Origin of the sequence: Flavobacterium panacis (genome assembly GCF_024649945.1) — a bacterium.
Taxonomy (GTDB): Bacteria; Bacteroidota; Bacteroidia; order Flavobacteriales; family Flavobacteriaceae; genus Flavobacterium; species Flavobacterium panacis.
This window is the reverse complement of record NZ_JANKMS010000008.1, coordinates 310,959-323,891: the sequence shown is the minus strand read 5'-3', so window position 1 is coordinate 323,891 and position 12,933 is coordinate 310,959. Positions and strand designations below refer to the sequence as shown.

Here is a 12,933-nt window from a genome sequence, read left to right as displayed (position 1 = left end):
TCAAACTGGAATCTTCAAACTGGAATCTTCAAACTGGAATCTTCAAACTGGAATCTTCAAACTGGAATCTTCAAACTGGAATCTTCAAACTAGAATCTTCAAACTGGAATCTTCAAATCAAATCTTCAAATCGAAATGTTTCACGTAAAACATTTCTAAACTCTCATTCTAAACTCTCATTCTAAACTCTCATTCTAAACTCTCATTCTAAACTCTCATTCTAAACTCTCATTCTAAACTTCCATTCTAAACTTCCATTCTAAACTTCCATTCTAAACTTTCAAATCAAAACTTTCAAATCAAAACTTTCAAATCAAAACTCAAATTTATGTTTCACGTGAAACGTTCTGGTTTTTCAATTCTCAAAATTTCAATTTTCAAGAATATTTCCACGTGAAACATCACGTTTATTCCCTCAAAATTCAAACCTAAAAAATCGTTCCACGTGGAACGATTTAATCTTTTATTCGAACTCTTTATACAACGTTCCACGTGGAACGTTATTTTTTAACCTGAACCTTTTTTAATATGTTTCACGTGGAACGTTGCGAAAATTCAAAATCTAAATCGTTTCACGTGGAACATATACTTATTTTTCTAAAGAGATTTAACTACTGTTCCACGTGAAACATCTTCATCTTTTCCTCTTCCTTTGCTCTCATTAATTGAGCATCTTCATCTGTCTTATCCTTGTATCCACAGTAATGTAGTATACCATGAGATAGCACTCTTTTAAGTTCTTCAGCAAATGAAACATTGAAGTCTTTTGCATTGTCTGCAACACGTTCTACAGAAACAAAAATATCTCCATTCAACTCGTTACCAACAGTATAATCAAAACTGATAATATCTGTAAGCGTATCGTGATCTAGATACTCAACATTGATCTTATGAAGATATTCATCATCACAAAATATATAGTTAATTTCTCCTTCACTCTTCTTTTCAGAAACAATAACAGCACTTAACCAATCGCTAAAAGCCTGCTCGTCTCCTAAAGTAAAATCTGTTTCGTAATTAAAATTTATCATTTTGTATTAAAGTATTCTTGAACTTTTTGATTAAAATTCGAGCGCAAAGGTAGTGATTGTCTGTTTAATATCTCTACACTGTTTAAATAATCCAATAGCGAACTCGGTAAAGCATTCGAACGATTTGTAAATTCAGCCTTATTTGTTTCAGATTGCCTTTGTGTATCTTGACCTTGTTGCTGAACTGCGTTGTTCAATTTCCATAATTCCTGTTGGATATTTAGTATACGTTGCAGGTTCTCATTCTTAAAACCTTTATTTAAAATCTGCTTTTCAGATTGCTTCATTTGGTCTATTATAGATTTACCTTGAGCGTCTAAACCTTTCTTAGCTAACTCTTTTTGCAATGCTTCTCTCAGTTTAACTTGCTCTTTGTAAATCTCCATAATTGCCTCTGCATCTCCTTCTCCATCTTCACCTTCATTACTGTTCTTCTCTCCTTTTCCACTCTTTCCATCTTTACCAGAAGAACCCTTATCTCCACTTTTATTTCCTTGCCCTTCTTTACCCTGACCGTCTTTTCCTTGTCCGCTTTGTCCTTGCCCAGACTTTCCATCTTTCCCTTCTCCAGGTTTATCACCTTGCTGTTGTCCAGATTTCATTCCGTCTTTCATCTTATCTGCAAGACCTTTTTGTTTCTGAATAATATCTGGCAACTGCATTCCTTGTCCGTCGCCCGGTTTTGGTTTTCCGGCTCCTGGTTTAGACATAGACATCTGCATATTATTTAATAAATCACTTAAGAAATCGGCTAACTTATTAGCAGATGAAACTGCATATTGTTGATGTGAAACTCCCCTAGGAATCTGAACATCGGTTAAGGTTTCTAAGGCTTTATCCATGTTGTATTGTACATTACCAATTTCTTTAGTTACATCTTCTGCCACCTTTGGGTTACGTAATGAAAGGGCAAACAAACTATCATCAACATGTCTGAACTGTTGCTTCAAATTCTGCTGGATCTTGATATTTTTTGTAAATGCAGACGAACCTAATTTCATTGCTTTGAACTGTTTCATCACATCTTCTTGAGATAAAGAATAAGCTAAAAGATTATCTAGAATCTGACGAAGCATTGCTACATCTTCTTCTAATTGTTCTTGTTCTCCACCTTCCATTTCACTCTGCATTTCCTGAGCCATGTTCTTCATTTTCTTAGCCGCACTTTTCTGTTTTGGCTTAGCTCCAGAAGTATTCTTTTTACTCAATTCTTCAGAAGCTTTATTCAGATCATTGTCTACATCTTTCTCTTTAGAAGCATCTGAAGGAATATCCAAAGGTTTCTTTAAAGTCTTATTTTCTTCTTTCAAATCTTTTAAATCTTCCTGAATCTTATCAAAAGATTTATTGATTTCGTCTTGCTTCTCTTTAGTGTTTTCTTTCTCTTTATTTGATAACTGTTCCTGTTGTTCTGACAGTTTATTTAATTTTTCAGCAACTTGTTCTGCTTTCTTTGAAACATAAAAACGCTTGGTCAATTCTACCAATTGTTCTAAATTACGAGATTGGTTTTTACTAATTTGTTTGAACTTTTCCATCTTATCAAACAGTTCTTCGCTGTTTAATTTATCATTCAAGTTCTTCAATTCGTCTAATAATTTCTGATTCTTTTCTAAATCTTTCTGTGCACTATCTAAACGCTTTTGTAAATCTTCAGCTGTTTTATCTTTCTTATCGTCTTTAAACTTGTCTAGATTCTGATTCATTTTCTCAGAAAACTGTTTCATCATTTCGTCTTGTTGTTTTTGACGTTTGATAAAATCATTAATCTTCTGCTGATCTTTAAACTCTAAATTATCTTTTTCTTTTCCTGTATTTTGAAGCTTATCCATTTCTGAAATCTGCTTCGTTTGGTTCTTCAAAGATTTAGATAAACTATTGATATTATTATTCTGCTGTTGTAATTCTTGATCCTGAATTTCATCTGTCGTAGCTACACGATCTGAAAACGTAGAAGACTTTGTACTCTTAAATCCGTGTGGTGCATCGTTATCAAAAACTTCAAAATAGTATTCGTATGAAACACCCTCTTCTACCGGAAGATTGCTTGGGAAATTAAAAACAAATTGATCAAATACTCCAGCCTTCACAGGAATGTTTCCACGCTTAGCAGACTGCGGTTTGTTACGTTCGTAGTATACAATTTGTAGTTTCGAAAGTCCGTAGTCATCACCCAATCTTCCTAAAATATAGCTCTTATCTAACTTCAAACTGTCCGGTGCAGGACCAACATTGATGGTTGGATACTGATCTTTGATTACAGACAGCTGATAATCTAATTTTTCGTAGTTTTTGACCTTATTATTTGATGTAAGTATTTGATATTCGGTATTTTGACTTATATTTTTAGCCAATTTAAACTCATTTTCTACCTTATTAAACTTGAATACCTCATTATCTCTTTTCCATGTTACTTCTTGGGTAGATTTAGTGTTCATTTTCCAAGTTACAGTCGTTCCTTCAGGTACAATTGCATTTCCAGTTCCTTGAATTGTTTCTGATTTTTTCTTTAGATAAGAAGGAAAATTCAAAACCATTTCGAAGTTTGCGATTGATGGAACTGTGATAACTTTCAAATCATATTCTTCTGAAAGAACTGAATTTCCTTCAAAAGAAAAACGGATATCTTCTGCAGGTTTCTCCACTTTGAATTCAAACTTTCCAGGTTGAGAAGATTCCATAAAATAACTTTCGTTACCAATATGAATCATCACATTTTCTGGAACTACATTTCCAACAGATTCCATTTTGATAACGAAATCTTTATTTTGCTCTGCTTGTAAATTAGAATTCAAAACCACAAATTTGAAAGGAGCTGGTGGCAAAAATGCTGAATTGAAATGCACTACTCTATTCAAACTTTGAGAAATTACATTGCTATTTCCAGAAATATAAAACACTGCAAAAAGTAAAATTGGAACTAAAGCCAATGGTAAATATTTTTTGTTTGCTTTAAAATTGATTGCATTTCCAAATGGAATTGGTTGCAAAGAATTTGCTTTTTGTTCAATCGAAGCCAAAACTAATTCTGAACTTTCAGCATTATTTTCTGAAGACAATTGTAAAAAGTTCGTCAGCTTATCGCTCACTTCTGTGAAATGATTTCCGATAATTTTTGAAGCTTGGCTATAATCAATTCCTTTTTGAAGTTTGAATAATTTGAATAATGGAAACAGAATTAATCGAACCAAAAGGAAAACTTCAACAGCAATAAAAATCCAAAAAAGGAAAGTTCTTCCTAATGGTTTTAACCAAAGAAAGTATTCCACAAAAAGCGTAAACAAAAAATATAATAAACCAAAACCAGTAAAAAGTAAGATCCCTTTTATCAATTCGTTGGTGTAATATTTCTTAATGAAAGCCTCTAGCTTTTGATATATCGCAGATGATGTCTTCAAAATTAATCTGTTTTAATTATAACCTATAAAAGTAGTAATTATTAATTAGATAATATTCAATTAGAAAATTAGTCAATTAAGCTTAACACAAGAAATTATCTAATTTTCTCATTACTTAATTTTCTAATTCAGAGTCGTATCTTTGCATCAAAATTTAAACAAATGTCAAAGCAAGTTCGTGTGCGTTTTGCACCAAGTCCGACTGGACCATTACATATTGGCGGAGTTCGTACTGCCCTATTTAATTATTTATTTGCAAAGAAACATAACGGTGTTTTTTATCTGAGAATTGAAGATACAGATCAGACTCGTTTTGTTCCTGGTGCAGAGGCTTACATTATGGAAGCTCTTGAATGGTTAGGAATTGCTCCTGAAGAAACTGTTGGAAAAAATGAAAAATTTGGTCCGTACAGACAAAGCGAACGTAAAGATCTTTACCAACAATATGCCTATCAATTAATCAATTCTGGTTGGGCTTATTATGCTTTTGATACTCCAGAAGCATTGGATGCACATAGAAAACAACACGAAGCTGAAGGAAAAACATTTATTTACAATCATCATAACCGTGAAAAATTAGATACTTCATTAGTAATTTCTGCAGAAGAAACTGCGAAGAGAATTGCAAATGGAGAACATTATGTAATCCGTTTTAAAACTCCGGTTGATGAAACTTTACATTTGAAAGATATCATTCGTGGAGATGTTAAGTTTGAAACTAATCTTTTGGATGATAAAGTTTTGTTCAAAAGTGACGGAATGCCAACCTACCATTTAGCGAATATTGTGGATGATCATTTGATGGAAACTTCACATGTAATTCGTGGTGAAGAATGGTTGCCATCTATGCCACTTCACGTTTTATTATACAGAGCTTTTGGTTGGGACGCTCCAGAATTTGCACACTTACCTTTGATTTTGAAGCCAGTTGGAAATGGTAAATTATCAAAAAGAGATGGAGACAAAATGGGATTCCCAGTATTTCCTTTAGAATGGAAAACAGAAGAAGGTGTTTCATCAGGTTACAGAGAAAAAGGATTTTTCCCAGATGCAGTTGTAAACTTCCTTGCTTTACTTGGATGGAATGACGGAACTGACAAAGAAATATATTGTTTAGAAGAATTAGCAGAGTCTTTTGACTTGAACAGAGTTCACAAAGCTGGAGCTAAATTTGATCCTGAGAAAAACAAATGGTTCAATCACCAATACTTAATCAAACAAAATGATGCAGATTTAGCAAAAACCTTCTCTCCTATTTTGGTAGAAAAAGGCGTTGCTATTTCTAAATACGATATTACAAGAATTGTTTCACTAATTAAAGAAAGAGCCAATTTCGTTTCTGATTTTTGGGAGTTAACAGATTTCTTTTTCCAAGCACCAACATTTTATGATGAGAAAGCAAGCAAAAACTGGAAAGAGGAAACTCCAACTTTAATGCAAGAATTGATTTCTGTTTTAGAAAATATCGAAGATTTTACTTCTGTAAATATCGAAACTATTGTAAAAGATTGGTTAACTAAAAACGAAATCGGAATGGGTAAAGTGATGCAACCTTTCCGTCTAAGTTTGGTTGGAGCTTTAAAAGGTCCTCACCTATTTGACATTGTAGAAATTATTGGAAAAGAAGAAACTATTTCAAGAATTCAGAAAGCAATTTCTACTTTATAAAATAATTTACCATTAAGATATTAAGTTTATTAAGCTCTACTTAATGGTAAAAAAAGAAGTTTTTAAGTTCATAAAGCTAGGCTTAATTATCTTGACAAAGCTTGACTTAATTTACTTAATACCTTAATGGTTCAAAAAAAAACGAAACGCTAAGAAACATCAACAAAATGTTCTTAGCGTTTTTTTAATGTTTGATAATTTTATTTTAGAAGAATTTTCGTAATTTACCAGAATCATAAATATAAATTAAATAACCATGAACACAGCATTCATTATCTTTTTAGTATTGGCATTCTTCATTTTTATGTCGTCGTTCTTTACTGTAAAACAACAAACATCTGTCGTGATCGAACGATTTGGAAAATTCCAAAGTGTGAGAAATTCAGGATTACAACTTAAAATTCCGTTGGTTGACAGATTGGCCGGAAGAGTAAATCTTAAAATTCAACAGTTAGATGTTATCATCGAAACTAAAACTAGAGACAACGTTTTTATCAAAATGAAAGTTTCAGTTCAGTTCAAAGTGATTCAGGATAAAGTTTACGAAGCATTTTATAAATTAGAATATCCACACGATCAGATTACTTCTTATGTATTTGACGTAGTTCGTGCCGAAGTTCCTAAACTAAAATTGGATGATGTTTTTGAAAGAAAAGATGATATTGCGGTTGCAGTAAAACGTGAATTGAACGAAGCAATGTCTACTTACGGATATGATATCATCAATACTTTGGTTACAGATATTGATCCGGACATCCAGGTAAAAAATGCAATGAACAGAATCAACGCTGCTGATAGAGAAAAAACTGCTGCAGAATTTGAAGCTGAAAGTTCAAGAATTAGAATTGTTGCAAAAGCAAAAGCCGAAGCAGAAAGTAAACGTTTGCAAGGACAAGGTATTGCAGATCAGCGTCGTGAAATTGCAAGAGGTCTTGTAGAAAGTGTTGAAGTTTTAAACCAAGTTGGAATTAATTCTCAAGAAGCTTCTGCCCTAATTGTAGTAACTCAACATTATGATACATTACAATCTATAGGATCTGATACCAACTCAAACTTAATTCTTCTTCCTAATTCTCCACAAGCCGGAAGTGACATGTTGAATAATATGGTTGCTTCATTCTCAGCTTCAAACCAAGTTGGAGAAATGATGAAAAAGAACAATAAGAAAATTGAAAAACCAAAACCAACTCATAGACAATCTGGTTACGAAGATGACATTCAACCAGATGTTCAACAATAATTATAAAATAAAAAAGAGGCTTAATTGCCTCTTTTTTTATTCATAAACCAATTGATTACAAATGGTATTATAGATTGTAAAATTTGTGGATACGAATTTTTGAAGTAATCTGTATAAGATGAAACAAATCCGTTTACTATATTTTGCGGTGTTATGCTCTCTTTAGTTTTCTGAAAACTCAATTTCAATTTCTGATAATTGATATCTTTTTCAAGTTTTAAGATTTCTAAATCTTTGTCGATCTCAGCATAAGAAGAGTATTTTTTCTTTTCCATAAGTTTTAATCATTAAAAAATATTTCTGAAAATTTCTCCAAGATCGGACCTTCAACCATTTTATCTTTAATGAAAAAAAGTAAAATTGTAAAGAAAAGATAGATCCCTCCTACTGCTAAAAATCCTAAAGCATTACTTCCAAACAAAGATCCAAAACCATAAGCAGCTGCAAAAGATCCAAAAATTAAAACCATTGTAAAACACAATAATATCAAAGTAAACTTAAAAATTAAAGTTGTAGATTTCATTGCAACTTTAAAACCCCAAAGTTTGTAGTAAGCCAAATGACTGTCAATATATGTTTTAGTTTGATCCTGAATTTTTTCAGTGTTTTCTTTTAACTCTTCAAAAGCCATAAGTATAAATTTAAATAAAAAAAAGCACAAAACTTTCCTATAAAAATAAGCAAGTTATGTGCTTTTAAAAAATATTATTTCTGAAGTTTCGCGTTCTGCGCTTTTAACTCAGCCAATTTAGTTTCTAAAAAAGTAATTACTTCTTCAGTTTTATGACTAACATTTGAAAGTAAATCATTCAAAGTTCCATCAAGATTTTGAGTAGCACTTGTAAATCTTTCACGAAGAACTTCAGAACTTGCATCAAAAGAATCTTTTATGTTATGCTTAGCATCATCAATACCTTCTTTCAATTTAGCTCTAGTTTTTGACCCTTTGTCTGGAGCAAACAAAATTCCGATTGCGGCTCCCGCTGCTGCAGCCACCAAAATTCCGGCTGCGATATTTAAATTCTTAGACATGATATTACAATTTTTAAATTATTACTTAAAGATACTCAATTTTAAAATGATAAAACTTTGATTAAATGTAATTTACAAAATATTAACAATATAATTAATACACATACGTTGTAGCTTCGTATTTACCATCTTTCTCAGCTATACTCACAAACGGAGAACCATTTGAAGCTGACTTACTTTTGATTCTCATAGCAGTTTGCTTTTGATTTGCAATTGGCGGTTCACCTTTTGTCTTGGTCGAGACTCCAGTAAATGTTCCTGTCTGCTTCAGCCCTATTGTTTTTTCCAGAGGTAAAACAGTTACCATTTTGTAATCGTCTTTTGAATCTACTACTATTTTATCAGAAACTTTTTGAGTTGTTTTTGTTTGTTTGTTTGTAATAGATGAAACTGCATGTTTACTAATTTTTACTTCTTCAGAACTTCCATTTAAAGAATAATAAACTAAACCATTTTCGGTTTTAATAAAATTTACATCAAGTTGTTCACCATTGTGTTTTGTAATTTGATGTGTTTGTGAAATTGCAACATTTGCAAACAACACTGCTAGTGTAAAATATAATACTTTCATGATAATTAGATTTAAATTAAAAATGATCAGATTTGAAATTTAAAAACTAAATTTTCACAATTCAAGATTATGGTATTTTTTGAATTATGATACAATTTGAAAAATATCTTTTTACGAGAGAATATTATCAAAATTACATCACAATAAAAATGAGAACATAAAATTGTCTTTTCAAGAAATCGGTTTTGAAAATCTACTGCAATAAAAATTACGAGTTTTTAAAAACAATACATTTTCGGATTAGATTCTTTAACGGCAAATTTTAATTTTTTATAAAAATCATCTCTGACTTCTACTTTATGTTAAAAATAGCAGTTTTTGACAGAATTGCATGTTAACAAGCCGTTAAACTGACTAAAATAACAGCTAAAATTAAAATAAAGACCATAAATAAACAATAAAATAAAAAATGAATTATCTATCAATTAAGTTTTAAAAACGTCTTAAAATCAATTTATAGAAGTTAAAATTAATATACAAAAATTATTATTTTATTATTTATAATCAATTTTATAAATAATAATTAAAAAATTAAATTCTAATAAAATTAATAGTAAAAATTTATGGATATAAAATCGAAATCAAAAACATAAAAAATAGTAAAAAACTATAGTTTTAAAATCTACAGTAATTTTTATAAATAATAATTAAAAACTAATCCTTTTTAAAAATAATAATCAAAAATTATAATTAAAGAAATTGAAGTAAAAATTTAAAAAATAAGAAAAAACTTTAATTTTAACTTTTTGAGAAGAAAATTGCAATTAAAAAAGTAAAAAATTAAAATAAAGAGTTCTAACGAAAGGAAAAAGAAAAAAGGTCTTTCCTATTCAACTATTTTTTATTTTACTTTAAAGATAATTTATGAAGGTCACTTTTAATCTATTAAATTAATTAAAATTAAATAATAATAGATTTTATAAATAATAAATATAATCAATTAAATTAATAAATTAAAATCATCAAAAACTATATTATAAAATTTAACAGCAAAATCGAGAGGTAAAAAAGTCAAAAATTTAAATAAAGACTTCTAATAAACTTAAATTAAAAAAACGAATAAGTTATCCAACCTTTTTTTATTTTCGATTAAAATCAATTTATGAAAGTCTATTTTAATCTATAAAAATTATAAAATTTTAAATATCGATAGTAAATCTATATAATAAAAAAAAAGCGCTTATAAAAGCGCTTTTCATAAATTTAGTTGATATTACTTCTTCACCATTTCAGAAAGAATTTCATTTTCTCTTTCAGAAGCATTTTTTGGTGGATTTGAATATAATTTCAAAATTTCATCATCAAATTGATTTTTGAAAGTTTCAGTTTCAATATCTCTCAAATTCAAAAGTGTTTTTGATCGTACATAAGTCGATTCACTTTTTAAAGACATTGAATATAATTTCTTAATATCTTCTTCTTCAAAATCTGCTGATTTCCAGTTTGAATATTTCAAAATAAACTGAGAAAACAACAGCGAAGCCTTATTATTGTTGATATTTTTCTTTAATGAATTCTGTATCAAAGAGAAACTTGAAACATTTTTGATGTTCTCTCCTATTGCACTTTCAATTGCAATTCTTTCCGGTTTTGTTTCTACTTTAAAATATTTGTTGATTTCTTTTAAAGAATTATTGATGCTGTTTTCTTCTTTTTTACCTTTTTCTTCCCAAGCATCTTTCAATCCAACTGTTTTGTTAAACACTAATTTTGAAGCAGTTGAGTCTTTATCAACAGTAAAATATCCTAAACGTTGGAACTGAAATTTATCTTCATTTTGAGCTGTTGATAAACTTGGTTCAACATATCCAGTAACGATTTCTAAAGAGTTTGGATTCACAAAATCTAAGAAATTTTTCTCTTTATAACTGTCTGGAGCTTCATCTGTAAACAGACGATCATACAAACGAACTTCTGCTTCCAAAGCATGTTTTATAGAAACCCAATGTAGAGTTCCAGATACTTTTCTTTGACTTGCTTCTGTTCCGCTTCCGCTTAAAGAATCGGTATCATAAGTAACATGAATTTCAGTAATATTGCCTTCAGCATCTTTTATAACTGATTCCCCTTTAATGATATATGCATTTTTAAGACGCACTTCTTTTCCTAAAGTCAAACGGAAATATTTAGCTGGAGCTTCTTCTAAAAAGTCTTCTCTTTCAATGTATAATTCACGAGAAAAAGGTACTTTTCTGAAACCTGCATTCTCATCTTCTTGATTATTTTCAGCTTCTAACCACTCTTCTTTATCTTCTGGATAATTTGTAATTACCAGTTTTACAGGATCTAAAACAGCCATTACACGAGGTGCAATTTTGTTCAAATCTTCACGAATACAGAATTCTAAAACTGATACATTGATCAAATTATCACGTTTTGCAATACCAATTGTATTAGCAAAATTACGCAATGAAGCAGCTGTATAACCACGTCTTCTTAATCCAGAAATAGTTGACATTCTAGGATCATCCCATCCGTTAACATGCTTTTCCTTAACTAGTTGCTGTAATTTTCTTTTACTAACAACAGTGTGTGATAAATTACGTCTGGCAAATTCTCTTTGCTTTGGACGAAGCTTATTATCATCAAAAATCTGATCTAAAAACCAATCATATAATTCACGGTGAGGCAAGAATTCAAGCGTACAAAATGAGTGTGAAATTTGCTCTAAATAATCACTTTGTCCATGCGCCCAATCGTACATTGGATAGATTTTCCAAGCATCTCCCGTTCTATGGTGATGTTTGTGTAAAATTCTATACATGATTGGATCACGCATTAACATGTTTGTTGATTTCATGTCAATTTTTGCACGAAGAATATGTGTACCAGCCTCAAATTCACCATTTTTCATTCTTTCGAATAAATCAAGGTTTTCTTCAACTGAACGATTTCTATATGGACTGTCAGTTCCTGGAGTTGTTGGAGTTCCTTTTTGAATAGCCATTTCTTCAGAAGATTGACTATCAACATATGCTTTATCTTTCTTAATCAATAAAACTGCCCAATCGTATAATTGTTGGAAATAATCTGAAGCATAACATTCTTCTGCCCAAGTATATCCTAACCATTCTACATCTTTTTTAATAGCATCAACAAATTCCTGTTCTTCTTTTTCAGGGTTTGTATCATCAAAACGTAAATTCACAGGAGATTGATAATCAATTCCTAAACCAAAATTTAAAGCAATAGAACTTGCGTGCCCAATGTGTAAATAACCATTAGGTTCTGGTGGAAAACGAAAGCGAAGTTTAGTATTTGAAAGACCTGATTTTACGTCTTCCTCTATGATTTGTTCAATAAAATTGAGTGATTTCTCTTCTGATGCCATTATTTTATAGTAATTTTAGCAAAGATAAAAAAAAGGTTTCAGGTTTCAGGTTTAAAGTTATTTAAGTGGCGTAAAACATGAAACGTTAAACTCAAAAGTATCAAGTAATTTATTTAGTATTTTTGTACAAATATTCAGAATTATGAGACAATTAACTGTTACAATTCCAGACGATTTTTACGAAACATTCATTAGTTTTTTCAAACATGTTCCAGACGTTTCTATAGATGAAAAAGTCGAAAATGAAATTCCTTTGTGGCAACAAGAAATGGTTTTGGATCGTATAAAAAACGCTAAACCAGAGGATTATATTCCTCTAGAAGATGCTCTAAAAGATTTAGATAAAAAATGGCTTTAGAAGAAAATTATAAAACCGTAATTCTTCCAAGAGCAAAATTAGAAGTAGATGAAACAGCTTTTTATTATGAATCTCTAAAGAAAGGCTTAGGTAAATTATTTTATAAAGAGTTTAAAAACTACGCACTAACATTAAAAACATTTCCTTTTTTTGAGGAAAAATATAACATTGTTCGTATGTTACCTTTAAAAAAATTCCCTTATACAATTCATTTTACAGTCAATGAAGACGAAAAAATTGTTTCTATTCAAGCTGTAATATCTAATTATCAAGATCCAAACACTACAAGAATAAAATTATAAAA

The 12,933-nt window shown here is 30.2% G+C and carries 12 protein-coding genes; 5 read left to right on the top strand and 7 right to left on the bottom strand.

The window, feature by feature from the left end:
* Positions 1-185, top strand: a 185-nt coding sequence (locus NQQ59_RS18145; RefSeq protein WP_257698409.1) for a hypothetical protein, incomplete at its 5' end; no start/stop codon positions are given.
* Positions 186-611: 426 nt separating this feature from the next.
* Here the strand turns inward: NQQ59_RS18145 and ybeY are convergent.
* Both ybeY and NQQ59_RS18135 read right to left on the bottom strand, forming a co-directional pair.
* Positions 612-1,031 (bottom strand): rRNA maturation RNase YbeY, encoded by a 420-nt coding sequence (gene ybeY / locus NQQ59_RS18140; RefSeq protein WP_144216437.1) that lies wholly within the window; start codon positions 1,029-1,031, stop codon positions 612-614.
* Positions 1,028-4,429, bottom strand: a complete 3,402-nt coding sequence (locus NQQ59_RS18135) for a DUF4175 family protein (RefSeq protein WP_144216435.1) — start codon at positions 4,427-4,429, stop codon at positions 1,028-1,030. The genes ybeY and NQQ59_RS18135 overlap by 4 nt, the downstream gene beginning before the upstream one ends.
* A gap of 162 nt (positions 4,430-4,591) precedes the next feature.
* Between NQQ59_RS18135 and gltX the strand changes: the two genes are divergently transcribed.
* Together gltX and NQQ59_RS18125 are read left to right on the top strand one after the other, a co-directional pair.
* Positions 4,592-6,097: a glutamate--tRNA ligase gene (gltX, locus tag NQQ59_RS18130; protein WP_144216433.1), complete on the top strand. Its 1,506-nt coding sequence runs from the start codon at positions 4,592-4,594 to the stop codon at positions 6,095-6,097.
* A 256-nt stretch (positions 6,098-6,353) separates the two neighbouring features.
* Entirely contained in the window at positions 6,354-7,337 is a 984-nt protein-coding gene (locus NQQ59_RS18125) for an SPFH domain-containing protein (protein WP_144216431.1), read from the top strand.
* A gap of 20 nt (positions 7,338-7,357) precedes the next feature.
* Here the strand turns inward: NQQ59_RS18125 and NQQ59_RS18120 are convergent, their stop codons facing one another.
* From NQQ59_RS18120 to NQQ59_RS18100, 5 genes are all read right to left on the bottom strand, one after another.
* Positions 7,358-7,612, bottom strand: a complete 255-nt coding sequence (locus NQQ59_RS18120; protein WP_144216429.1) for a DUF6327 family protein — start codon at positions 7,610-7,612, stop codon at positions 7,358-7,360.
* Between the two features lie 5 nt (positions 7,613-7,617).
* Positions 7,618-7,968 carry a competence protein gene (locus tag NQQ59_RS18115; protein WP_144216427.1) on the bottom strand — a complete coding sequence of 117 codons (351 nt, stop codon included), beginning with the start codon at positions 7,966-7,968 and terminating at the stop codon, positions 7,618-7,620.
* Positions 7,969-8,042: 74 nt separating this feature from the next.
* Positions 8,043-8,369, bottom strand: coding sequence for a YtxH domain-containing protein (locus NQQ59_RS18110; RefSeq protein WP_144216425.1), 327 nt, complete (start codon positions 8,367-8,369; stop codon positions 8,043-8,045).
* A gap of 94 nt (positions 8,370-8,463) precedes the next feature.
* Positions 8,464-8,940 carry a hypothetical protein gene (locus NQQ59_RS18105; protein ID WP_144216423.1) on the bottom strand — a complete coding sequence of 159 codons (477 nt, stop codon included), beginning with the start codon at positions 8,938-8,940 and terminating at the stop codon, positions 8,464-8,466.
* Between the two features lie 1,213 nt (positions 8,941-10,153).
* Positions 10,154-12,271, bottom strand: a complete 2,118-nt coding sequence (locus NQQ59_RS18100; RefSeq protein ID WP_144216421.1) for a glutamine--tRNA ligase/YqeY domain fusion protein — start codon at positions 12,269-12,271, stop codon at positions 10,154-10,156.
* Positions 12,272-12,413: 142 nt separating this feature from the next.
* Here NQQ59_RS18100 and NQQ59_RS18095 point away from each other — a divergent pair, with 142 nt between their 5' ends.
* Both NQQ59_RS18095 and NQQ59_RS18090 read left to right on the top strand, forming a co-directional pair.
* Positions 12,414-12,629 (top strand): hypothetical protein, encoded by a 216-nt coding sequence (locus NQQ59_RS18095; protein WP_144216419.1) that lies wholly within the window; start codon positions 12,414-12,416, stop codon positions 12,627-12,629.
* Complete coding sequence (locus NQQ59_RS18090; protein ID WP_144216417.1) at positions 12,620-12,931, top strand: hypothetical protein; 312 nt, start codon at positions 12,620-12,622, stop codon at positions 12,929-12,931. Before NQQ59_RS18095 ends, NQQ59_RS18090 begins: the two co-directional genes overlap by 10 nt.
* Positions 12,932-12,933: the final 2 nt, after the last annotated feature.

What these genes read in the sequence shown, in the direction of transcription:
- ybeY (WP_144216437.1), bottom strand. Translation starts at nt 1,031, where the DNA reads ATGATAAATTTTAATTACGAAACAGATTTTACTTTAGGAGACGAGCAG.
- gltX (WP_144216433.1), top strand. Translation starts at nt 4,592, where the DNA reads ATGTCAAAGCAAGTTCGTGTGCGTTTTGCACCAAGTCCGACTGGACCA.
- NQQ59_RS18125 (WP_144216431.1), top strand. Translation starts at nt 6,354, where the DNA reads ATGAACACAGCATTCATTATCTTTTTAGTATTGGCATTCTTCATTTTT.
- NQQ59_RS18120 (WP_144216429.1), bottom strand. Translation starts at nt 7,612, where the DNA reads ATGGAAAAGAAAAAATACTCTTCTTATGCTGAGATCGACAAAGATTTA.
- NQQ59_RS18115 (WP_144216427.1), bottom strand. Translation starts at nt 7,968, where the DNA reads ATGGCTTTTGAAGAGTTAAAAGAAAACACTGAAAAAATTCAGGATCAA.
- NQQ59_RS18110 (WP_144216425.1), bottom strand. Translation starts at nt 8,369, where the DNA reads ATGTCTAAGAATTTAAATATCGCAGCCGGAATTTTGGTGGCTGCAGCA.
- NQQ59_RS18105 (WP_144216423.1), bottom strand. Translation starts at nt 8,940, where the DNA reads ATGAAAGTATTATATTTTACACTAGCAGTGTTGTTTGCAAATGTTGCA.
- NQQ59_RS18100 (WP_144216421.1), bottom strand. Translation starts at nt 12,271, where the DNA reads ATGGCATCAGAAGAGAAATCACTCAATTTTATTGAACAAATCATAGAG.
- NQQ59_RS18095 (WP_144216419.1), top strand. Translation starts at nt 12,414, where the DNA reads ATGAGACAATTAACTGTTACAATTCCAGACGATTTTTACGAAACATTC.
- NQQ59_RS18090 (WP_144216417.1), top strand. Translation starts at nt 12,620, where the DNA reads ATGGCTTTAGAAGAAAATTATAAAACCGTAATTCTTCCAAGAGCAAAA.